The sequence below is a fragment of the Kovacikia sp. CALU 1929 genome (assembly GCF_056784235.1).
This window is the reverse complement of sequence record NZ_JBXBCF010000065.1, coordinates 174,644-197,159: the sequence shown is the minus strand read 5'-3', so window position 1 is coordinate 197,159 and position 22,516 is coordinate 174,644. Positions and strand designations below refer to the sequence as shown.

Annotated in this window: 24 protein-coding genes; 9 read left to right on the top strand and 15 right to left on the bottom strand. The window is 49.7% G+C overall.

Annotated features, from left to right (window positions below; all coding sequences use genetic code 11):
* Positions 1–20: 20 nt before the first annotated feature.
* Positions 21–737 (bottom strand): 2-phosphosulfolactate phosphatase, encoded by a 717-nt coding sequence (locus tag AC1S52_RS12600; protein WP_482029361.1) that lies wholly within the window; start codon positions 735–737, stop codon positions 21–23.
* 231 nt (positions 738–968) lie between these two features.
* On the opposite strand from AC1S52_RS12600, the gene glpK reads away from it, so the two are divergent.
* Entirely contained in the window at positions 969–2,450 is a 1,482-nt protein-coding gene (glpK, locus tag AC1S52_RS12595) for a glycerol kinase GlpK (RefSeq protein ID WP_482029360.1), read from the top strand.
* Positions 2,451–2,511: 61 nt separating this feature from the next.
* Positions 2,512–4,065, top strand: a complete 1,554-nt coding sequence (locus tag AC1S52_RS12590; protein WP_482029359.1) for a glycerol-3-phosphate dehydrogenase/oxidase — start codon at positions 2,512–2,514, stop codon at positions 4,063–4,065.
* A 120-nt stretch (positions 4,066–4,185) separates the two neighbouring features.
* On the opposite strand, the gene AC1S52_RS12585 is transcribed toward AC1S52_RS12590, so the two are convergent.
* The 4 genes from AC1S52_RS12585 to era form a co-directional block, all read right to left on the bottom strand.
* A complete protein-coding gene (locus AC1S52_RS12585) occupies positions 4,186–4,989 on the bottom strand; it encodes a class I SAM-dependent methyltransferase (RefSeq protein ID WP_482029358.1) in 804 nt (267 codons plus the stop codon).
* Between the two features lie 281 nt (positions 4,990–5,270).
* The gene (locus AC1S52_RS12580; RefSeq protein ID WP_482029357.1) at positions 5,271–5,552 is read right to left on the bottom strand and encodes a GIY-YIG nuclease family protein; all 282 of its coding nucleotides are present in this window, start codon (positions 5,550–5,552) and stop codon (positions 5,271–5,273) included.
* A 130-nt stretch (positions 5,553–5,682) separates the two neighbouring features.
* On the bottom strand, positions 5,683–6,201 hold the full coding sequence (locus AC1S52_RS12575; RefSeq protein ID WP_482029356.1) for a hypothetical protein: 519 nt from the start codon (positions 6,199–6,201) through the stop codon (positions 5,683–5,685).
* Positions 6,202–6,576: 375 nt separating this feature from the next.
* Positions 6,577–7,659 carry a GTPase Era gene (gene era, locus AC1S52_RS12570; protein ID WP_482029355.1) on the bottom strand — a complete coding sequence of 361 codons (1,083 nt, stop codon included), beginning with the start codon at positions 7,657–7,659 and terminating at the stop codon, positions 6,577–6,579.
* Positions 7,660–7,812: 153 nt separating this feature from the next.
* Between era and AC1S52_RS12565 the strand changes: the two genes are divergently transcribed.
* Positions 7,813–8,913, top strand: coding sequence for an ATP-dependent 6-phosphofructokinase (locus tag AC1S52_RS12565; protein ID WP_482029354.1), 1,101 nt, complete (start codon positions 7,813–7,815; stop codon positions 8,911–8,913).
* A complete protein-coding gene (gene surE, locus AC1S52_RS12560; protein WP_482029353.1) occupies positions 8,894–9,580 on the top strand; it encodes a 5'/3'-nucleotidase SurE in 687 nt (228 codons plus the stop codon). The genes AC1S52_RS12565 and surE overlap by 20 nt, the downstream gene beginning before the upstream one ends.
* A gap of 39 nt (positions 9,581–9,619) precedes the next feature.
* On the opposite strand, the gene AC1S52_RS12555 is transcribed toward surE, so the two are convergent.
* From AC1S52_RS12555 to AC1S52_RS12535, 5 genes are all read right to left on the bottom strand, one after another.
* The gene (locus tag AC1S52_RS12555) at positions 9,620–9,886 is read right to left on the bottom strand and encodes an NIL domain-containing protein (protein WP_482029352.1); all 267 of its coding nucleotides are present in this window, start codon (positions 9,884–9,886) and stop codon (positions 9,620–9,622) included.
* Positions 9,887–9,913: 27 nt separating this feature from the next.
* Complete coding sequence (gene cysW, locus AC1S52_RS12550; protein WP_482029351.1) at positions 9,914–10,798, bottom strand: sulfate ABC transporter permease subunit CysW; 885 nt, start codon at positions 10,796–10,798, stop codon at positions 9,914–9,916.
* Positions 10,791–11,657 carry a sulfate ABC transporter permease subunit CysT gene (gene cysT / locus AC1S52_RS12545; protein ID WP_482029350.1) on the bottom strand — a complete coding sequence of 289 codons (867 nt, stop codon included), beginning with the start codon at positions 11,655–11,657 and terminating at the stop codon, positions 10,791–10,793. The genes cysW and cysT overlap by 8 nt, the downstream gene beginning before the upstream one ends.
* A gap of 235 nt (positions 11,658–11,892) precedes the next feature.
* Complete coding sequence (locus AC1S52_RS12540; RefSeq protein ID WP_482029349.1) at positions 11,893–13,038, bottom strand: sulfate ABC transporter substrate-binding protein; 1,146 nt, start codon at positions 13,036–13,038, stop codon at positions 11,893–11,895.
* A gap of 428 nt (positions 13,039–13,466) precedes the next feature.
* Positions 13,467–13,733, bottom strand: a complete 267-nt coding sequence (locus tag AC1S52_RS12535; protein WP_482029348.1) for a hypothetical protein — start codon at positions 13,731–13,733, stop codon at positions 13,467–13,469.
* Between the two features lie 187 nt (positions 13,734–13,920).
* On the opposite strand from AC1S52_RS12535, the gene glpX reads away from it, so the two are divergent.
* Entirely contained in the window at positions 13,921–14,961 is a 1,041-nt protein-coding gene (gene glpX / locus AC1S52_RS12530) for a class II fructose-bisphosphatase (protein WP_482029347.1), read from the top strand.
* A gap of 108 nt (positions 14,962–15,069) precedes the next feature.
* A complete protein-coding gene (locus AC1S52_RS12525; RefSeq protein WP_482029346.1) occupies positions 15,070–16,362 on the top strand; it encodes a glutamyl-tRNA reductase in 1,293 nt (430 codons plus the stop codon).
* Between the two features lie 66 nt (positions 16,363–16,428).
* Here AC1S52_RS12525 and AC1S52_RS12520 read toward each other — a convergent pair whose 3' ends face one another.
* The 4 genes from AC1S52_RS12520 to AC1S52_RS12505 form a co-directional block, all read right to left on the bottom strand.
* Positions 16,429–17,130 carry a Uma2 family endonuclease gene (locus AC1S52_RS12520; RefSeq protein ID WP_482029345.1) on the bottom strand — a complete coding sequence of 234 codons (702 nt, stop codon included), beginning with the start codon at positions 17,128–17,130 and terminating at the stop codon, positions 16,429–16,431.
* A gap of 218 nt (positions 17,131–17,348) precedes the next feature.
* Positions 17,349–18,776 carry an SGNH/GDSL hydrolase family protein gene (locus tag AC1S52_RS12515; RefSeq protein ID WP_482029344.1) on the bottom strand — a complete coding sequence of 476 codons (1,428 nt, stop codon included), beginning with the start codon at positions 18,774–18,776 and terminating at the stop codon, positions 17,349–17,351.
* A 179-nt stretch (positions 18,777–18,955) separates the two neighbouring features.
* A complete protein-coding gene (locus AC1S52_RS12510; protein ID WP_482029343.1) occupies positions 18,956–19,387 on the bottom strand; it encodes a hypothetical protein in 432 nt (143 codons plus the stop codon).
* Positions 19,388–19,462: 75 nt separating this feature from the next.
* The gene (locus AC1S52_RS12505; RefSeq protein ID WP_482029342.1) at positions 19,463–19,657 is read right to left on the bottom strand and encodes a hypothetical protein; all 195 of its coding nucleotides are present in this window, start codon (positions 19,655–19,657) and stop codon (positions 19,463–19,465) included.
* A gap of 56 nt (positions 19,658–19,713) precedes the next feature.
* Here AC1S52_RS12505 and AC1S52_RS12500 point away from each other — a divergent pair, with 56 nt between their 5' ends.
* From AC1S52_RS12500 to AC1S52_RS12490, 3 genes are all read left to right on the top strand, one after another.
* Positions 19,714–19,881, top strand: coding sequence for a metallothionein (locus AC1S52_RS12500; RefSeq protein ID WP_482029341.1), 168 nt, complete (start codon positions 19,714–19,716; stop codon positions 19,879–19,881).
* Positions 19,882–20,144: 263 nt separating this feature from the next.
* Entirely contained in the window at positions 20,145–20,432 is a 288-nt protein-coding gene (locus AC1S52_RS12495) for a hypothetical protein (protein WP_482029340.1), read from the top strand.
* A gap of 100 nt (positions 20,433–20,532) precedes the next feature.
* On the top strand, positions 20,533–21,567 hold the full coding sequence (locus AC1S52_RS12490) for a methyltransferase (RefSeq protein WP_482029339.1): 1,035 nt from the start codon (positions 20,533–20,535) through the stop codon (positions 21,565–21,567).
* Positions 21,568–21,604: 37 nt separating this feature from the next.
* Here the strand turns inward: AC1S52_RS12490 and AC1S52_RS12485 are convergent, their stop codons facing one another.
* Positions 21,605–22,309, bottom strand: coding sequence for a sensor histidine kinase (locus AC1S52_RS12485; RefSeq protein ID WP_482029338.1), 705 nt, complete (start codon positions 22,307–22,309; stop codon positions 21,605–21,607).
* Between the last annotated feature and the right edge of the window lie 207 nt (positions 22,310–22,516).

Below are 22,516 nucleotides of genomic sequence, written 5' to 3'. Positions count from 1 at the left end.
TCTGAAAGCAGCAATCCCTTTTATCTTGCTTGATTTGTGTAGGCATTATCAATCAGTGTTGGTATGGTGTCACTGATATCTATCTTTGATGCCAGATCAACATCCTGTTCAAAACCTCGCTCAATCAATTCTTTACCAGAATTACATTGCCTCAATAACTGGGCTAGAAATTGACCAGCACCCTGAAAAGCTGCAACTGCCAACTGCGCTTCCGGTGAGAAGTTGCCTTCAAGATGCCTGAGAATTGCCCCTGCTCCCACAAAATCCTCAAAGGCGGGACGCAGACTCCCATCTTTCCATCTCTCCCCAGCAGGAACCACAGCAATGCGCCGTCCATAGGTCATAGCCGCTAAAGCAACGGCTCTGCAATTTCTTAAACAGCCAGTTAAAGTGGGGGTTCCTGCTGTTGCCAGACTTAGCGTTGAACCATTGGGGGAGGGCAGGACTAACCGTGTTCCCGGGTGAATAGAGAGCAATGAAGCAGGAGATAGGGAATAACGGCTCACCCCACGCTTGTCTGCCAGTTCCGCACCAATGGACTGGGCAAAGGCTCTAGCAGATTCGTCTTGCCAGGGATAGGGAAAGGCGATCGCTCCTCGACTATTCACAATATCAATACAAGTCGAAAATGAAAGTACATCGACGATAACAATCACATCACTAATGGGAGCCAACTGTAAAACGCCCTTCTCGCCCCACTCACACCGCACATCAAACTCAGCCTGATTGAAGTTCATATAGCAAGTGTCAGGTGTTAGGTGTCAGGCTTCGACGTGAGCTTTCGACCTGAGCGCGCAGCCGAATGGTGCCAAGTATAGTAGGCAGTCAGGAATATGAGGCAGATTTACGCCAAGCTCAACTAGCCCCGTAGGATGGGAGAGTAGGGACAAATCCCCTCTGCTCCCCTTTCCCTCGCTCCCGTCTCCCCCATCTCCCCAACTTCAGCCAATGTCACTCAGGACAATCCCATGACTCAATATATTCTTGCCTTTGATCAAGGTACCACGAGTTCCCGCGCGATCGTTTTTGATCGCCAGGGCACCATTCTCTCCCTTGCTCAGAAAGAATTTCAGCAAATCTTTCCCCAGTCAGGTTGGGTTGAGCATGATGCGGATGAGATCTGGTCGTCTCAAATTGGGGTTGCGAATGAAGCGCTTGCCCGCATTGGGATTGCTGCCCGTGATATTGCGGCGATTGGCATTACAAACCAACGAGAAACCACCATTGTTTGGGATCGAAAAACAGGTCGCCCGATTCACAATGCGATCGTCTGGCAGGATCGCCGCACTACAGACTTTGCCGATGCACTGAAAGCAGCCGGTCATGAGTCACTGTTTCAAAGTAAGACGGGACTGGTGATTGATGCCTACTTTAGCGGCACTAAACTGAAGTGGTTGCTGGACCATGTTCCGGGTGCCAGGGAAAAAGCCGATCGCGGGGAACTTGCCTTTGGTACCGTCGATAGCTGGCTGGTCTGGAAGCTGACCAATGGGGCACTCCACATTACTGATGTGACCAATGCCTGCCGCACCATGCTTTACAACATTCATACAGGCGGCTGGGATGGGGAACTCCTGAACCTGTTGCACATTCCCCCTAGCCTGCTACCAGAAGTTCGCAGTTCCTCTGAAGTCTACGGAAGCACCACCGAAGGGTTGTTTGGTGCTCAGATTGCGATCGCAAGCATTGCCGGAGACCAGCAGGCAGCCACCTTTGGGCAGGCTTGTCTGCAAACGGGTATGGCAAAAAACACCTACGGCACCGGCTGCTTCATGCTGCTCAACACAGGCGAAAAGCCAACGACCTCTCACCACAAGCTACTAACCACCGTAGCTTGGCGAATTAAGCAGCACACCTACTACGCCTTAGAAGGGAGCGTTTTTATCGCAGGAGCCGTGGTGCAATGGCTGCGGGATGGGTTAGGAATGATCAAACGCAGTGAAGACGTAGAACCTCTAGCTTGCAGTGTGCCCGATAACGGTGGTGTGTACTTTGTGCCTGCCTTTGTCGGGCTGGGTGCGCCCTACTGGGACAGCTACGCTCGTGGGGCGATCGTGGGACTCTCTCGCGGTTCAACCGCTGCCCATATCGCCCGCGCCGCGCTGGAAAGTATTGCCTACCAGACTGCCGATGTGATTGATGCCATGCATCAGGATTCCAAACTTAACCTTTCGGAACTGCGGGTAGATGGGGGTGCATCCCGTAATGATCTGCTGATGCAGTTTCAGGCAGATATGTTAGGCGTACCCGTCGTGCGACCCAGGGTGACTGAAACCACTGCCCTGGGAGCCGCTTATTTGGCAGGTCTGGCGGTAGGCTACTGGGAAAGCGAACAGGAAATTATCCAACTGTGGCAGATGGATAGGCGCTTTGAGCCAGCTATCAGTGCTGATCAGCGGCAAACTTTACGAAATGCCTGGAAACGAGCTGTATCTCAAGCTCGGCGTTAGGCATGGGGGACATCCCACAACCTGAAGCCGAAATTGCCTCAGGAGTTTCTATGAATACCTAATGAATACATTTTTGATTCGAGAAAACATCCTGAATACACTGCGTCAGTCCAAAGAATGGGATGTGATTGTCATTGGGGGCGGTGCCACTGGATTAGGGACGGCTGTTGAAGCTGCCAGTCGAGGCTATAAAACCCTGTTGCTGGAGAAGTACGACTTTGCTAAAGGTACCTCCAGCCGATCAACGAAGCTGATTCATGGTGGGGTACGGTACCTGGCACAGGGCAATCTGCCTTTAGTCCGAGAATCCTTGCATGAGCGGGGACTGTTGCGCCGCAACGCGCCCCATCTGGTTAAAGATCTGACCTTTGTTGTGCCTGGCTATGCCTGGTGGTCCCAGCTTTACTACGGAGTGGGGCTAAAGCTTTATGATCTACTGTCTGGGCGGCTAAGTTTTGGTCATAGTCGGTTTCTGAATGAACAGGCTACCCTGGAGCAGGTGCCGACTCTAAAGCGGCAAGGTCTGCGGGGTGGCATTCTCTACCACGATGGTCAGTTTGATGATGCCCGTTTAGCCATAACCTTGATGCGAACCCTGATTGCTCAGGGTGGCGTTGCTCTTAACTATGCTGCCGTCACTGGTTTAATTAAGACGGATGGGAAAGTGGCTGGAGTTTGGACAGAGGATGGTGAAACGGCGGAAACGTTTGACCTTAGAGGTCAGGTCGTGATCAATGCCACGGGGGTTTTTGTCGATGCTGTGCGGCGGATGGACGATCGCTCTGCTCAAAATATGCTTTCTCCCAGTCAGGGTGTGCATGTGGTGGTAGACCAGCGGTTTCTTCCTGGCGGCAGTGCCATGATGATTCCCAAAACGGAAGATGGGCGGGTACTGTTTGCCCTGCCCTGGCATGGTAAGACACTGCTGGGTACCACTGACACGCCTGTAGATCATCCAGACTACGAGCCTCGTCCCCTGGAAGCAGAAATTGAGTTCATTCTCCAAACCGCCGCCCAATGTCTCAGCCCTGCCCCCACCCGTGCAGATGTGCTGAGTGTGTTTGTGGGACAACGTCCGCTGGTCAAAACAAATCGCACGACCTCAACCGCTAACCTTTCCCGCGAACACACGATTCGGATCTCTGACTCTGGTTTACTCACCATTACAGGTGGTAAATGGACAACCTACCGCAAGATGGGCGAAGATGCGATCGCCCAGGCAATACAACAAGGCAAACTTCCCCTGCAACCCTCCGTAACCGCAACCCTGAAACTGCATGGCTGGACTCAAACTCCGGCTGCTGCACCGCTGGATGTCTATGGCAGCGACGCAAGCAGGATTCAGCAGATCCCTGGGGCTGATTGTTTGCTGCACTCCCGCTTGCCCTATACAGAAGCAGAAGTGCGCTGGGCAGCACGCTATGAAATGGCTCGTACCGTAGAAGATGTGTTATCCCGCAGAACGCGATCGCTCCTGCTCGATGCCGCCGCCAGCATGGAAGCTGCCCCCAGAGTTGCAACTATCCTGGCGGAAGAGTTGGGTTTCAGCGAAGACTGGCAACAGAAGCAACTGGCAACCTATCGAGCACTAGCCGTTGGTTATTTGCTCAAATAAGCTTTTGGTAATCGCGAATAATTACCTCAATTTTGGTTTCATACAGACCCCTACTTCTACTCTATACTTTGTCCCGTTTCGAATACTTTAGGCTAGCAATGGAAAATTTACAGATGGCGATTATGTAGCTGCTTTCTGAGCGATTACTCCCACCGTTGCATAGTAGATAGCCCATGCCCGTTCATCATTGGCAAACAGGCAATAGTTTTTAATGTCCTCTTCCGTTACTCTACCGGTTGCGATATATTTCTCTGCCAGTTGCAAAGCAGACATCTTCATTACAGTTGCTACACCTGAACCACCATTGGATAAGGGGGTATCATTCTCTACAGATAGCTGCTGCAAACCAAATTCTTGAAGGATAGCAGGCAATTTAATTCCTAGTGCGTAGTCCATCCCCCGGTTTTCAAACATTTGCAAAATAGCTTGATTGACCCGATCCATTGACTGACAGGCTGCTGTTTCTCCAACAACTGCTCTTGCAGCCGAAAAATCAGGCTCTTCCAGCACTAGCCACCCACCAGGTTTGAGTAACTTTATCATTCTGGTTAACGCGACTTGGAAGTCTGCAATATGGATGAGAACGTAACGGGCATGAATCAGATCGAAGGAGCCATTTTCAAGGGGGAGATGCCGAATATCTGCCTCCAGCACCTCTACATTTGACAGGCTGAGGCTAGCGACAAACCGAGTGTCCAGATCGATCGCAATTACTTTGCCGCTATCCCCAACCGTTTCTGCTAACCATCGCGTAATCGAACCTGCCCCTGCGCCTACTTCCAGACACCGCCAACCCCTTGCAATTCCAGTTGATTGAATTCGCTGATGACTTGCTGGATCAAATACTTGCTCGATCGCTTGCAATCGTTCAAGTTCACTGAAATATTGAGTACCACTAAACACGTATTGAGATGTTTTCCCCATTGGATACGCTGCTCCACCTAAACCTCGTTATTGGTCTTACTGTAAACCTGGCTACGGTTCACCGCTAAAATTCTCAGCTAAAGCCTCCTAATAATTGAAACCCATCAAGATTTTCATGAACTGAACTGATGACTCGATTAACTAACGCAACACATAATCTGGAAGCCAAATCCCCAGTATCTAGTTGAGATTCACTAAATTACTGCATAATCCTTCCAGACACCGGAGATGTGAAGATTGTCGTACATCATGTAACTCAGTAAGAAACATTGAAATGAGCCTTATTCATTGAATTTTGGGCGTCGATTATAGCCAATGGAAGGATCATTTGACTTAAACAAAAGAATATACTCAACCTCCCTAAGATTAACTTCCTGATTAGAAGCTGTTTCAGACTCCCAAAGAATTTGCTTCCTGATTGTAAAGTCTCTTCTCTGCTCTCTAGTAAAATCTTTTTCAATAAGCTTACTGTCGGCACTTCCAAAGTAATTAATGCTATCTGTTAAATCCTGTCCAATGTAAATTTTCCCATTAGGATAGGTAACTTTATAAACTACTTTCATCACTGCAATGGTTTGATTGAGATCGCCTGACCAAACACCTCAACCCAGCTTAATCAGGATTGCAAACTCAATTTTGCTATAGGGTAAGGATTAAACCGAGTTTCTGGAGTAAAGCTAAGAACCTGGCAGTTTAATCCAGAATTAATCCCACACGTTTCATAATATTTTCCCGATCTTGCCGCCCCAACTCAACCCATTTCTCAAAGCTGGTTTTGTCAGAGTGGCTCTCAAACCAATTCTTTAATTCTTTGATATTATTTCCCGTACTCCAACCCTGGGGATAGGGAACAATCATCTTCTCAAAGTATGGAATATACCATCGCATAAAAACCTCTCCAAACAGATCGGGAATCATGTTATTAACCAGTTGTTTATGCTTAAGTGCAATCCAAAGTCGTTGATAAAAATTAATCACATTCCAAATATGGGAATACTCATCTGCATCTAGCAATGAAGAAAACTGGTCATAGGTTTTATCCATGTATTGAGCAAAAACTCTATCGGCAGGTCTTCTAGATTTGAGCACTTCACCTGAATTAAATTCTCGGTGTAGCTCAAGCGTCAGTTGCATCTTGGCGTTTCTATCAGAAGTTAACCATGCAATGAACGAACCAAGAAGTGTTCCAAGAATGCCAAATAATGCTTCCATAAGTTGCATTTCAACCTAATTTTGGGATTGTCAGCGAATTATAGCAATTCTCTACTGAGCACCTCGAAACATAGAAAGAATTCATGTCAAATGGGAGGATCCGGCAAGAACTGTTTCAAGCTAGAGGTGGTCTGGGTAGAGAGGTCCATTGATGGGTAAAGGTTTTGGTAGAATCGAGAAACGGCGGCAACAACTTGAAGAGCGCAGAGATAAACTAATAGAACTTGGGTTCGCCTGATTTACAGCAGCTTTCAGATGCGTAGACCACAGCAAAAACGGGGAGTAGGGAGTGGGGAGTAGGGAATCGCATAGCTTAACCAAATGAAAATCGCTGTAAGAGCCTGCAATGAATTCCGTATTCCAACCCAAACCTTGTCATTCCTCAACCCGATAGCCTAAGTCTGCCAGTCGGGTGCGAGACTGTCGCCACTTGGGTTGCACTTTGACAAACAGTTCCAGGTAGACATTTCCCATCACCAGTTTTTGAATTTGCTGCCGGGCAGCAGTGCCAATTTCCTTCAGCATCGCGCCCTTTTTGCCAATCACAATGCCCTTTTGCGAGTCCCGCTCCACCGAAATGGTTGCCCAGACATGGGTAATGGTGGGCGCTTCTTCTACCTTGTCAATGGTGATGGCGACGGAGTGGGGCACTTCCTCACGGGTCAGCAGCAAAATCTGCTCTCGGATGAGTTCGCCCATGATGAACCGTTCGGGTTGGTCTGTTACCAGATCGGGTGGATAGTAATAGGGACCGGCTTCCAGGTTTTGAATTAGAAGTTCCTGTAGAGGTTCCAGTCCTTCACCCGTAAGGGCAGAAAACTTGGCGATCGCCCAACCGTGTTCTTTCGCCAGGGCTTGATAATTCTGGTCGAGGGGGTGGAGGGGGGTGGAGTTATTAGTTATTAGTTTTTGGCTGTTGGTTGTTGGTGAGGAATTTCCCTCTACTCCCTCTACTCCTCTACTCCCCCTGTCCCTCTGCCCCTCTGCCCCTCTGCCCCTCTGTCCTTCTGCCTCAGTCTGTTGGTCAGCTTTATTGATACCCAGGATCACAGGGATTTCTATGTCTTTCAGCAGGTCAGCGATGAAGCGATCGCCACCCCCGGCTTCTACAGAACCATCCACCACAAACAGCAAAACATCGACTGACCGAATGGCAATCCGGGCGTTTTTAACGAGTACTTCACCCAGTTGGTGATGCGGCTTATGAATACCGGGGGTGTCTACAAAAATTAACTGAGCGGTTGAGGTGGTCAAAATTCCCCGCAAACGGTTACGGGTGGTTTGGGCAACGGGTGAAGTGATGGCGATTTTCTGACCCACCAGTTGGTTCATCAAGGTTGATTTACCGACATTGGGACGCCCGATGATGCCCACAAAACCAGAGCGAAACCCCTCTGGGGAATGGGGGATGATCCCAATGTCAACTGGAGGAGAGAGATGATCTTCAATGTCGCTCATGGGATCTATTCGCAATATCCTTTAACCCTGCTTAAGCTATTCTGGTACCCCGAACAGATTAAAGTCAGAACAGCCTCCAAAACACTCTAGCTTACTGGGAAACAAAAGGGCGTTGCAGGGGGATAGCCACCGTATAGTTAACAGGCACTTGCTATGGGAGAAATCAAACGAATTGGTATTTTGACCAGTGGTGGAGATTGCGCTGGTCTGAATGCTGCCATCCGCGCTGTGGTTCACCGTGCGGTCAACACCTATGGATGGGAAGTTTTTGGCATCCATCAGGCGACTCATGGGTTAATGGTGCGCCCCCCGGCAGCCAGTAACCTGACCCCAGATAAGGTCAACTTCTACCTGACCGCAGGCGGCACATTTCTAGGAACCACTAATAAGGGGGACCCGTTTGCTTTTCCCATGTCGGATGGCAGTTTGCGCGATCGCTCCAACGAAATTATTGACGGATATCATCTGCTGGGTCTGGATGCGCTGATTGGAATTGGTGGCGACGGTAGTTTAGCGATTCTTCAACGGTTGGCATCGCAAGGAAACCTGAGACTGGTGGGGATTCCCAAAACCATTGACAACGATGTGGGCGTTACGGAAATGTCCATCGGCTTTGACAGTGCCGTCAGGATTGCCACCGAAGCCCTTGATAGCCTGCATTTTACGGCTGCCAGCCATAGCCGGGTAATGATTTTGGAAGTGATGGGGCGAGATGCGGGACACATTGCCATTACTGCCGGAATTGCCGGTGGCGCAGACGTGATTTTGATTCCAGAAATTCCCTACTCGATTGACGGAATTTGCCGCACGATTAAACAACATCAGGAGCAAGGCAAAAATTACTGCCTGGTGATTGTGGCAGAGGCAGTGCGAACGGAAGCAGGCAGCACCATTTCCATCTCTAAAGGGCTGGAACAGTGCAGGTTAGGCGGGATTGGGCAATACCTGGCTCAACAAATTTGCGATCGCATCGGAGCAGAAACCCGCGTCACAGTGCTGGGGTACACCCAACGGGGAGGTGCCCCTTCCTACCTTGATCGCCTGCTGGGGGCGACTTTTGGTGTGGCAGCGGTGGACTTGATTGCCGAGGGCAAATATGACCATGTGGTGACCTGGCAGAATCGCCAGGTAGTCAGTGTGCCTATTAGTGAGGCGATCGCGGGGTATGCTGCGGTCAATCCTCAAGGCGTTCTGGTCAAAACTGCAAAGGGACTGGGCATTTACCTGGGAGACCATGACCTTACTGCTTACTAACGACGATGGCATCGAAGCACCAGGAATTCGGGCATTACTGGAGGCAGTCAGCGCATTTGACACCAAACCAATGATTGCAGCTCCACTGGAGCATCAGTCCGGTTGTGGGCATCAGGTGACAACCACTGCCCCAATCCTGGTGCAAAAGCGGTCTGAATTGGAATATGCCATTGCAGGCACGCCCGTAGACTGTGTCCGAATAGCGCTCAGCCACCTCTGCTCTGAGGTGGGCTGGGTGCTGTCTGGTATCAATGCGGGAGGTAATTTAGGCTCGGATGTTTACATTTCTGGAACCGTGGCAGCGGTGCGGGAGGCCGCTTTACACCGGATTCCGGCGATCGCCATCTCCCATTACAAGCAAAGGCAACGGGAAATTGACTGGAACCTGGCAGCTTACTTGACGGCAAAAGTGCTGCAAGATCTAGTTGCCCGTCCAGTTGAACCGGCAGCTTTTTGGAATGTCAACCTGCCCCACCTGGAGCCAGAAGCACCTATGCCCGAAATTGTCTTTTGTAAACCCTGTACTCAACCCCTACCCGCTGACTACCAGGTGGAAGGAGACTATTTTCGTTATGCCGGTGAGTACCAGAAGCGTCGCCGTGATCCCGGCAGTGATGTAGAAGTTTGTTTCTCCGGACGCATCGCAGTCACTCAGATTTACCTGTAGCAGAATGGCTCTGAAACAAGCTCAACTTACAGCGGCACATCACCAGCCATCGGCATCAGTTTCCTGCCAGATCTCTAATCCCAGGTCATTCAAATATTCCAGGGCATGGTGAATGTGGTCTTCCGTCCCCCGCAGTTCCAGGTCGAACCAGCCATCGCCATTGGCATTTGCACCCAGAATCGCCGCCGTAATATTGACGGTGACTTGATAATGGGACACCAGATGGGAAATAACTGGTTCTTGATGATAGGACTTGGGAATTCGGAGCCGGATGCGCCTCAGGGTGAGCCGATTGGTTGTAGCCATGATAGTTTGCTCCAATAGTTTGCCCAGTTAATGCACTTTCTTGCGATGTCCACCGGTTCTTCGTTCCAGAATTTCCTTCAACACCAGCGTGACCACGGCTAAAAGGGCGAGTAATACCGCCGCAGAGTAAGCCGCTTCGGTGTCATAGCCCTTGTAAGCTTCTTCTACAAACAGGGGTAAGCTCTGAGTTTTACCAGCAATGTTGCCAGACACCACCGAAACTGCCCCAAACTCACCCATTGCCCTGGCGTTTGTCAACAGCACACCGTAGAGCAAGCCCCAGCGAATATTGGGCACGGTCACGCGCCAGAAAGTTTGCCACTGGGTTGCTCCCAGCGTATAGGCTGCTTCCTCCTGATCAATCCCTTCTTCTTCCAGTACCGGAATGACCTCACGGGCAACAAAGGGCATGCTGACAAACAGCGTTGCCAGTACCATTGCCGGAAAAGCAAACACAATTTGAATCCCACGCTCTTGTAGAAAAGGACCAAACCACCCCAGCCGCCCGTAGAGCAGCACAATCATCAAACCCGCAACCACGGGTGAGATGGCAAAGGGCAGATCCACAATACTTAGGAGTAGGGTGCGTCCCCGAAACCGTTTGTTTGCCAGTGCCCAGGCAGTTGCCAATCCAAAAATGACATTGAGGGGAACGGCGATCGCTGCCAGTGACACGGTCATCTTAACGGCGGCAATGAAATTTGGCTCAGTCAGGTTATGCAGAAAAGGACCAAAGCCTCGATGAAATGCCACATAGAAAACATTGATGGCTGGGATATAGAGCACCAAACCCAAAAAAGCGATCGCAATCCCAATTAATACCGCAGGCACCCAACTCTTCTTTTCTACGGCAGGCTTTGGGACTGGGTTTTCGGAGGTTTGCAACGAGGGTCCAATAATGTTGTCAGTCATAGCGTTTCCCCCAGGCTTGAATGAAGTTAATCACCAGCAGCATCAGCAGTGAGATAATCAATAGCACCATGCCAATCACCGTGGCCCCAGCATAGTCATACTGCTCTAGGCGCTGAAATATCAGGATTGGTGCAATCAAATCTCTAAACGGGGTGTTGGAGGCAATAATGACCGTTGAACCGTACTCACCCACAGCCCGAGAGAAACCCAAGGCAACCCCAGTCAAAATTGCCGGAAATAAAGGGGGTAAAACCACGCGCCAGAACGTCTGCCCGGAAGAGGCTCCCAGACACCAGGCAGCTTCTTCGGTTTCTTTCTCCATTTGCATCAACACCGGCTGCACGGTTCGCACCACAAACGGCAGTGAAATAAACATCATTGCAATGCCAACCCCAAAGCGATTGAAGGCAAGCTTGATGCCAAACGGAGCGAATAGAGAGCCAATCCAGCCAACCTCGCTGTAAACCGTTGCCAGGGTTAAACCAGCAACCGCCGTTGGCAAAGCAAAGGGAAGGTCGATGGTGGCATCAATGATGCGTTTGAAGGGAAAGTCATACCGGACCAGTACCCAGGCAATGAGAACCCCAAATACCCCATTAATCAGAGCGGCAATCAGAGCGGTTGTGAAGGTGACATCATAGGTAGACAGCGCAATGGGACTGGTGGCAATCCGCCAAAACTCGCCTGGACCTAACGTGCTTGACTTCACAAGCATGGCGGATACCGGCAGAAACAGCATGAAGAACAGGTAGCCCAGCATGATCCGCCACGTCCACGGCATGTGGATGATGGAATGCAGAAAAATCTTCCACCAGGAAGCACCTTGGGGAGTCGTTTGAATAGGAGGGGAAACAGCCATTGAATTGAAATACTAGAAAGGTTGTGGTTCAGAAACAGAAGTCGTAGGGTGGGCAATGCCCACCCATAGCAGGATGTCAGGTGCTTTCCAGGAATATTTTTACCCCGTTGAACCCCTCCCAGCCTCCTCTTACCAAGGGGAGGTGCCGTAGGCGGTGGGGTATTTTGTTTGGTGGAAATCTCCTTAGTTACCTATTCATTGCAACGTTCACCTGAAATCTATTTCTTGTCGTAAGTTACCTGCCGAGCTTGGAGCGGATTTCGTCAAAGATTGCACCATCCGCGAAGAATCTTTCTTGAGCCTGATTCCAACCGCCAAATTCTTCAACATTACCCAGGGTCTTTACAGCAGGGAAATTTAGCTCTTTCAACTTGGCAGCATCATTTTCTAAAGGTCGGTAACCCAGTTTAATAAATTCTTCCTGCGCTTCTGGAGTAAAAAGAAATTTGACAAAGCCCTCAGCCGCCTCGCGGGTGCCATGCTTGTCCACGTTTTTGTCTACTACAGCCACTGGAGTATCAATTGCAAAGTTAATTTCAGGCACCACATAATCCAGCTTTTCGCCCTTTTGCTTTGCCAGAATCACCTCGTTTTCGTAGTTCAGCAGCGCATCTCCCTGTCCCTGTTTGTTAAAAGCATCGGTGGATTCCCGTGCATCCTTCGCCAGAACCGCAACATTTTGATATGCCCGGGTGACAAAATCCTGTGCCTTGGCATCATCGCCCCCTGTTTTAAGGGTATGATCCCACAGTGCCAGGAAGTTCCAGCGGGCACCACCAGAAGTCTTCGGGTCAGCCGTGACCCACTTGACATCGTCCCGCACCAGATCTTGAAAGGATTTAATGTTTTTCGGGTTCCCTACACGGGTAACAATTGCCACGGTGGTTGCGCCCACGGTGCCATTGTTAGGCACTCGCTTCTGCCAATCTTCATTCACAAATCCGGCAGACACCAGCTTGTTCACATCCACGCCTACTGCCAGGTGAACCACATCGGCTTCCAACCCATCAATAATGGCACGGGTTTGGGTCCCTGAGCCGCCATAACTCTGACTAAACCTGACAGTTTGCCCATGCTCTTTCTTCCACTGCTCCTGGAATTTGGGGATGATTGCATCATGAGCCGCCTTAGGAATTGCATAGCCAACCAGGGTTAGCTCTACGTCTTGCTTCTGCGCGGATGCGGGACTGGCTCCCCCGGTTGGGCTGGCATCGGTTGAAGCGGTATTGTTTCCTGGGGAGCAGGCAGCCACTGCCAGAGTGAGTGAGGCTCCCACTAAAAATAGCGAAATGAACCCGTTAAACGAATTTAACCTAAGCCCGATCGCGACCTGTCGAATCGCACGATCCCCAAGTTTCCCGACAGACTGCCACAGTTTCATGTCCTTGACTCCGCTAATTTACGGTATAGCAGTAGGAATACCGTATTTATGACTGACTTCCGATTCTACAGACCTGTTCTGTAAAAAGCAAGCAAAAATCCCCTGTATCTTGACCGATTTAGTGGGATTAGGGGGGTGAGGAGTGTTCGCCTTTGGCGTTCCCGCAGGGTGGGGTGAGGAGTGAGGGGTGAGAGGGTGTTTTGGAAGTCCCGGAGCATTGGCGGCTGTTATTCGCAAAGCCTTCTCGTAGACGATACCTGAGCAATGCTTGCGATGAACCCGTGCCAAGCCCTTTGCCCTTCCGCTGTATGGGCAGGTTTTTCTTGGAAATCGCCTTAGTGTGGGGATCCGCTTCTACTTGGCTGGTGGATCCAATCCCTTTGAGTACCAACTTCCCATGACTATCATCAATCGTTCGTCCCGATTGGTCAGCCCGATCCTAATTGGGGAAAGGGAATCAGAATTAATAGACCGCCTCCGAGAAGGGCGATCGCAACCGAAAATGTCAATAACTTCAGGCGATTCTGCCAGAATGAAAGAACATTCACGGCTTTAGGCTGCTCCCTGGGTTTTTGGGATCTAGCAGATTGGGCAGGCGCTAGCCAGAGCAACAGGCTACCCAGTGCCATGAGACTACCCAAAATTGCCCAGGTGCCAGCGACCCAGGCGATCGCAATCCATAAAATCTGGTACATAGAAGTGAACCGTGGAAGTATCCTCAAGATCTCAAGGTGTCCCCCCGGACAGTCTGGCTCTCAGTAAAACTTAACACGACCGAAATCCGCAATCGTCTTCAAGGGCGGCTCCGCCTTTTGGTAGACTTAGCACTGAGGTTCAATATTTCAGAAATCGCGCAAATCAGCAGTTGGGAGGTCTTGCTTCGTGGAAAACACGCTTGGTCTAGAGATTATTGAGGTTGTTGAACAAGCTGCAATTGCGTCTGCTCATTGGATGGGCAAGGGCGACAAGAACGCCGCTGACCAGGTTGCTGTAGAGGCAATGCGGGAACGCATGAACAACATCTACATGCGGGGTCGGATTGTGATTGGAGAAGGGGAGCGGGACGAAGCTCCCATGCTCTACATCGGTGAAGAAGTGGGTATTTGTACTCGTGAAGATGCTAAAACTTACTGCAACCCAGATGAGCTGGTTGAGATTGATATTGCAGTGGATCCGTGTGAAGGCACCAACCTGGTTGCCTATGGTCAGCCTGGTTCTATGGCAGTGCTGGCAATCTCTGAAAAAGGCGGGTTGTTTAACGCTCCCGACTTCTATATGAAGAAGCTGGCAGCTCCACCGGCTGCTAAGGGCAAAGTTGATATCAATAAATCTGCGACTGAAAATCTTAAGATTTTATCTGAATGTTTAGGTCGGGGGATTGGGGAACTGGTCGTGGTGGTGATGAAGCGCGATCGCCACAATGAATTGATCAAAGAAATCCGGGAAGCGGGTGCTAGAGTGGCGCTGATTACTGATGGAGACGTGGGTGCTGCTCTCAACTGCGCCTTCGCTGGAACCAACATCCACGCTCTCATGGGAATTGGTGCTGCACCCGAAGGGGTCATTACTGCTGCTGCCATGCGGGCACTGGGCGGGCACTTCCAGGGTCAATTGGTTTATGATCCCGAAGTTGTTCAGACAAAGGAATGGGCAAACAAGACCAAGGAAGAAAACCTGGCTCGTTTGAAGGAAATGAATATTACCGATGGCAATAAGGTCTATGAAACCAATGAATTAGCATCCGGTCAAACGGTGCTATTCGCTGCCACAGGAATTACCACAGGCAACCTGCTTCAGGGAGTCCGTTTCTTCAGTGGTGGAGCGAGAACTCAAACCCTGGTTATTTCCACCCAATCCAAGACGGCTCGGTTTGTGGATACCATCCACATGACTGACAAGCCCAAGAGCATTCAGTTGCACTAAATTCTCGCCTGTCAGCGATCGGCAACTAAAATTAGCCTTTTGAGGGCTGATCGCTGACGGTTTCTGCTTCATCCTTTGTTTAAGAAACCTCCATTTAGATTGTCAGATATGAACATTGCCGTTGTCGGGTTAAGCCACAAAACTGCGCCGGTTGACGTTCGAGAAAAGCTGAGTATTCCTGAAAATATTTGCGATCAGGCGATCGCCCAGCTTTGTAGCTACCCCCACATTGAAGAAGTTTCTATCCTTAGCACCTGCAACCGATTAGAGATCTATCTGGTCACCACCGAAACCGAGCATGGGGTGCGCGAAGTTTGCCAGTTTTTGTCCGACCATAGTAAACTACCTGTCTCTAGTCTGCGTCCCTATCTGTTTACGCTGTTGCACCAGGATGCTGTGATGCATCTGATGCGCGTATCGGCTGGGTTGGACAGTCTGGTGCTGGGCGAGGGGCAAATTCTAGCGCAGGTGAAGAACTGCCACAAGCTGGGGCAGCAGCATCAGGGAGTAAGCCGGATTCTAAATCAACTGTTTAAGCAAGCCATCAGTGCCGGTAAGCGGGTACGGACGGAAACCAGTATCGGAACTGGAGCGGTTTCAATTAGCTCCGCTGCCGTAGAACTGGCACAAATCAAGGTTCAGAATTTAGCAGCCTACCGGGTCGCGATCGTTGGGGCTGGCAAAATGTCCCGTCTATTGGTGCAGCACTTACTAGCCAAAGGCGCTACCCACATTTCTATCCTGAATCGATCGCAGGAGCGGTCTAAGGAATTGGCAAAGCAGTTCCCTGATGCTGAATTGCACCTGCATCCCCTGTCAGACATGATGACAGTAATTGCCAACTCTGATCTAGTATTCACCAGCACAGCGTCCACTGAACCCTTACTCGATCGCGCCAAACTCGAAATGGTTCTGGCTCCCGGTCAACACTTGATGCTATTTGATATTTCAGTCCCCCGAAATGTGGATGCGGATGTCAATGACCTCCCCCATGTGCATGTGTTCAATGTGGATGACCTGAAGGCAGTGGTGGCGCAAAACCAGGAAGCCCGCCGCCAGATGGCAATGGAAGCCGAAGCGCTACTGGATGAAGAAGTTGAGACCTTTGATTTGTGGTGGCGATCGCTGGAAACCGTTTCCACGATCAACAGCCTGCGGGATAAAGTAGAAACGATTCGCACCCAGGAACTTGAAAAAGCCCTTTCCCGTTTGGGGTCTGAGTTTGCCGAGAAGCATCAGGAAGTAATTGAAGCGCTGACTCGCGGCATTGTTAACAAGATTCTGCATGATCCAATGGTGCAACTCCGCACCCAGCAGGACATTGAAGCCCGACGTGCAGCCATGCAAACTCTTTCCATGCTGTTCAACCTGGAATCGTCATCGAACAAGCAATTTGGCTAAAATGCAGCCGTTTATATGCTGCGCCAATGGGGCGATCGCACTCCGGGCGCAGCAAGCACCAGCGTGTTAGATGTCTGATGGGTCAATCCCTAGCTCTTGCAACTTTGCTGCCAGACGTTCAGCCCGTTGCCGTTCTTGTTCAGCCCGTTGCCGTTCTTGCAGTTCTGCTTCTTCCGCGGTGAGAATCAAAGCTTCATCAGGGGTAAAAAACCGGAGCCGCTGGTTAGCGATGCCCAAATATAGTTCCAACTGTTCGCTCCACAACCTCCCTTCTGGGGAGGGAGCAATGGGCTGGTAAGCCTTGCCCATTAACCGAAAGCCAGTCAACTCCAACGTGTCTGGATCGAGCCAAAAATATTCTGGAGTGCGGAATGTGTTTTGGTAGAGTGCTTTCTTTTCGCCCTTGTCCACCCTGGCGGTGCTTTTGGACAAAATCTCCACAATTAAATTAGGATATTTGCCACCCTCACCCCAAACCACCCAGCTTTTGCGTTCCTTTAGCGCTGTGTCCAACACCACAAAAAAATCAGGACCACGGAAGTCTTGGGATTTAAGCTGCTTTTCGTTGTAATAAATCGTTAAGTTACCTGTGACATAGAAATCATTGCGGGAAGCCCAATAACGCTTGAGCAACCGGATCAGTAAATCGATTTGATCACGATGAAAGTCCGATTCCAACGTGGGTTCGTCACTCCATAAATCGGTTGGCGGCAGAACCACATCCGAGTCTGCGGCAATGGATGCTAGTTTTTCTTGGGTTGTTGTCATTACAGACCCAACAGTAGAAGGATGAGACAAGTTTAGCCTATGGGTCCAGGTCGTTGTAACTCAGGTTCTGGATGACAACACTCGATGCATGGTGAGATGGAGTTGAGCGTTGAGAGTGAAGAGTTTTGAGTTGAGAGTGAAGAAAGAAAAAAGTAGCAATAGCGCAACTGATCGGGGCTGAACTGAATCCGAAATTTTTTTGAGCGCAACGGTTGCAATTATTCGGTTGCCCTGGGGTCACCTTTTAGCGATCGCCAGATCGCCGGATGATAAACTCGAATTCCTTGGATTGGTAAGGGGCGTCCATCACTCGAAATCAATTCAAGCGTATGCCTGCCATTGGTTAATCCCTGAGCCAGAGTGGTTGTTTGTTCAATCGTTGGGTCTGGGTTGCGGTGGGGGACATAGGTATCGACGAAATTTGGCACAACGGACCAGGTAATCTTAAATCCGTTGGTAATAGAAACATTCTTGAGTGAGGCAAGCCACCAGTCAGCCTGATCGATGACAACTCGTTCAGACCGAGAAACAAATGGGTTATCTGCATAGGAACCGGAACCGTCTTCTCCAGTAACACTGCCTGCCACCGTGAAATCGAAGTCAGTACCAGATCGAACATTAGTCAGGGTTACAGTCCAATCCTCTACCTGCAATTTTGCTTGAGAACGAACTCGCATAATTGCTCCCACTTCCCAGGGCCAGTCCTTCCCTGTATCCGGCGACTCAATCCAATCGGCAGCCAACTGACCATTGGGACGGGTGATGCTGTAAAGCTCTGGAAACTCAGAGGGTTTGCGTCCATCAATGCGAACTGTGCCGGTTGCACCAGTCGGATTTGAGGAAGACGAAATGATATCGATGCGATTGCCCGTAAATGGCAATGTCAGGTTCCCGTGCTCAAAGGAGATATCCTGACCAATCAGGTAGGTTTTGACAAGTTGATTGGGGTCGGATTCCTCAGTTGGTTTGTAGATGAGATACTGCTTAACCAACTCAGCCATCAGAAAGTTACCGTGGGCATTCAAGTGTCCTTCATCCACCAGCAACTTGCCTGGCACATAGGAATGGTCACGCAGATATTGCAGCCAGGAACGCCGAATATCCACCAAACCACACCCATAGTCTGCTGCAAATTTAGGAATGAATTCATAGGACATGCGATCGCTCCAGGCATCGGGTCCTGTGTAATGATCCGTCATCAGCATGACTTCGGCGGTAGTCGTTTCACGGACTTTACGAATAATCTTCTCGTAATCAATATGGGAGCCGTAGACATGGAAGATGAGCAGGTCGGGGTAAAAGGGATAAAGGTCATGCTCTGCTGGAGCGATCAGGCATTGGGAAGCACACCCTCCGATCGCCCGATTTTTAATCACGAAATTAGTCTGGGGAAACCGGGCACGTAAATCATCAGCGACTACCCGTGACCATTCATCTTTCGTAATCGATTGTCCATAAAAAAGGATGCGGACTGTATTTCGATGGTGAGGGCTGCTATTTGCCATCAGTGCCATTGTGCGCTGGATGTTAGCCCCTAAGTTGGATGGGTTAACAGGAGGGGCAGGGAGGGGATATGCCTGAGCCGCGAAGCAATAGAAGTAGATCGTGGCAACAGTAAGAATTTTCCACAGCCATTTGTATTTCACTGGATTATGCACTGCTAAGCATGAAACAATTGACTACCCGGCTGCGGCAAAAATTTGGGCTGGGGTATAAGGACAGACACTCGTCAAAGCTAAGAAAGCGCTGTTTAGATTGAGTCATCAGGTGATGCTCAAACGTGTCCACCTATGATGTTGGCTATATTTTATCGTTAGCAACAACCCTATTCGTTGAGTAGATCGATTTGGGCGATCGCTAACCCGGTAATCTGGGCAATCTGCTCTATGGGAAATCCAGTTTGCAACAAATTTCGGGCAATTTGCTGTACCTGGTTCTCCGCCTGTTCAGCCCGCTGGCGTTCCTGTTCCTCAGCCGTCAGCAACAGGGTGCCATTTGGATATGTCCAGCGCAGCCATGTCGCCTCAACGGTCTTAAAAGTTCCCTGCCAGCGAACCAGAGTCAACCCCAACAACTCGCTGTCCAGTACTCCTTGAGGATTAAGTGGAATGGACTGATAGGTTCCCCCCCGCAGGCGAAACCCTGCCCAATCCTCAGTATTAAACGGGTCATACCAGAAATATTCCGGTACCCGCATCCGACTCTGATAAATCAGCTTCTTTTCATGTTTATCCTTGTTCGCCGTACTGATTGACATGCACCGCCCTCCCGCTGCAACTGCATCAGAACTCGCTATCTGACACCTGGCACTCCCAGAGCCGAACTGCCATGCTCAAAGCACTGGTGGATCGTTTTCCGATCGACATAGTTGCAACGCACTGGGGCTGAATTTTCCACGATCGCCCGATGCGATCGCCTGGGGAGTCTTGGCGATCGGTAGCCAGTTAAAGGCTTGCTTATCGTTGAGGACTTCAAACACTTTTGAAGCAGCCTTTCGCCGATGATCCTTAAGAATTTTGCCTGTCAATATATGAATAGCTGTTCATATGTTAATGTGAATAATAGAGAATGAGGATAAAACCTATGACTACCGTGACTCAAATGAAATGCGCTTGTGAATCTTGTTTGTGTGTAGTTTCTGTGGCGGATGCCGTGATGAAAGAGGGGAAGGCATACTGTGGGGAAGCCTGTGCCAATGGACATCCCAATGGACAGGGCTGTGGGCATACTGGCTGCGAATGTAATCATTGATCTAAAACTCGCTCAAATCCCTGGTTCCCCGATTCAAAGCCCCAGCTTCTTTAAAGAAGCTGGGGCTTTCGGCTTTTTTCACCCGATGGGATGACCTTCTCTTCCCGATTTGTTCCCGATTGATTTCTACTCTTAAAACTATCAGCCTCACCTCACAATCCCTGGAGATTAAGGGATAGGGCGCAACAAAGACGGCTTTCTGGATGAGCGCGGTTTACCTGCATACATCACCACTCATTCGCCACCAATCAGGAGATCAAATCATGGAACGCACACTTGTTACCGGACTTTCTATTCTGCTCGTATCGGCACTGATTGCTCCCAATGCAACCGCCAAAACCCGCATTGAGGCACAGTTGCAGCTAACTCAATCAAACCAACTAACGACTAACGATTCGACACAACCTGCCGCCAAAGATGGCAATCAGACCCAGCCAGCCCCAACCAATCAGCAGGCTCGTAGGACGGACGCAAATATTCAAAACCGATTGTCAGAACGCGATCGCATCATTCGAGAATACCAAACTCAAACTGTGATTCCGGCTCAATAACCCATCATTTCGCTTCATTCTTGTCTCATCACCTTCATATCAGCCTCAAATTAACCACTCAAATTACCCTATGCACACCAGCTTTCCTGAACTTGAAACGATGTCTGCGAATCTCCCACCTGTGGATATGCCACCACCTCCAATGGTGATGATGCAGATGATCACCAGTTATTGGGTTGCCCAATCGATTTATGCGGCTGCCAGGTTGGAAATTGCCGATTTGTTAAAGGATGGTGCCAAAAGCTGCAATCAACTGGCATCTGAGTCTGGAACGAATCCTCAAGCTCTCTACCGTCTGTTGCGTGCGCTTGCCAGTGTGGGCGTTTTTGCGGAAACCGAAACCGGGCAGTTTGAGCTGACCCCATTGGCTAACTGCTTGCGGAGCGATGTTCCCGATTCCGTCAAGGATGCGTCCATCATGATGGGCGATCGCGAACATTACAATAGCTGGGGCAATATTTTGCACAGCATTCAGACTGGAGCAAGCGGTTTTGAAAACCTGTTTGGCATGAATATATTTGAGTATTACGCTCAAAATCCTGAGCCAGCAATGGTTTTTGACCGGGCAATGACCAGCTTTTCCAGTACAGAAATTGCCGCTGTGGTTGCTGGTTATGATTTCTCTTCAATTACTCAGCTCGTTGATGTTGCAGGTGGGCATGGTAGTTTGTTAACCGCTATTTTGGCAGCCAATCCTCACATGGAAGGCGTTTTGTTTGATCTGCCGGAGGTGATTGCAAGAGCCAAGCCCATGATTGCTGGGCAGAGTGTGGCAAATCGTTGCCAACTGGTAACCGGCAGTTTCTTTGAATCGTTGCCTGCTGGAGCTGATGCCTATCTGCTGAAGCACATCATTCACGACTGGGATGATGAGCGTTCCATCACCATCCTGAAAAATTGTCACCGGGCAATGACCGAAAACGGCAGAGTACTGGTGGTTGAACAGGTAATTCCCCCTGGCAACACCCCATTTATGGGCAAGCTGCTGGATGTGAATATGTTGGTCATGTGTCCAGGCGGCAAAGAACGTACCAAAGCCGAATATCAAGAACTGTTTAAGGCTGCTGGATTCCGCTTGACGCGCATTGTACCAACAGCAACTTTTGTCAGTGTGGTGGAAGGGGTGAAAATTTAGGTAGTCTTGATAGGTGATAGGTGTAATCTATCACCTATCAAGCGGCTGGGAGAGTCACAACAACCGTTTGTAAACCATTGGCATGATGTTGACAGGTAACTTGCCCGTTCTGGATTTCAATCTGGCGACAGCAGAGAAGCACTTCGGTTGCAAAGTCGCGATCGCCCTGGGGCGCAAATCTTTGAGCCGTAACACGCAAAAGTACCTGTTCCTCAGCCGAGTCTACTGCTAATACCACCAGAGAGTCGGAATCGGAATATTTCAGACTTCTGGCTAACAGCTCGGTTAAAACGGCTTCGGTCAATTCCCAGTCGGTGAGGATGAAGGGCAATATTGGAGCAATTTCACAAATGAGCCGCGTTGTGCTGCCATTCCTTGAGTCAAGTAAATGGCGGGTGACGGATTCTAGCAAGGGATAAAGATCAATCGGTTCAAGCCGAACGTCTACTCTGCCAGCTTCTAGCTTTTGCAATAGCATCGCATCTGCAATCAGATCGCACAAACTATTGATTTCATGCTGCATCAAACCCAAATGCGTATCCCAACCAGCATAGTCTTGTAGCGAACCGCCAATTGGGCTGAGGTGATTTTTAATAGCTTGCAGCGATCGCCCCACTCGGCGTTCCAGGGATTCAATCACAGACCTTTGAGCAGAAGAATATTTCTGAAGCTCAAGGTTTTCAGCCTGCAACTGTTGCAAGGTCGTCGAAGGAACTTTTTCAAGAACAATCTGCTGGGACATATGCCCAAAAAATATATTAAGGATATCTAACAATTATAACCTTTCCTGTTAAGGAAAGTAACAAAATTTCAGGTTTTCTCCAGGATTTTTATGTTTCCTTAAGGTTTTTAATGGTTTGTAGCGAAGGGGATCGTGTCAGGAATTGGGCGGAGGGTGGTAGAGCATAGGGAGCAGGAATCGTAAATAGATTCAATCCCTGAAAAAGGA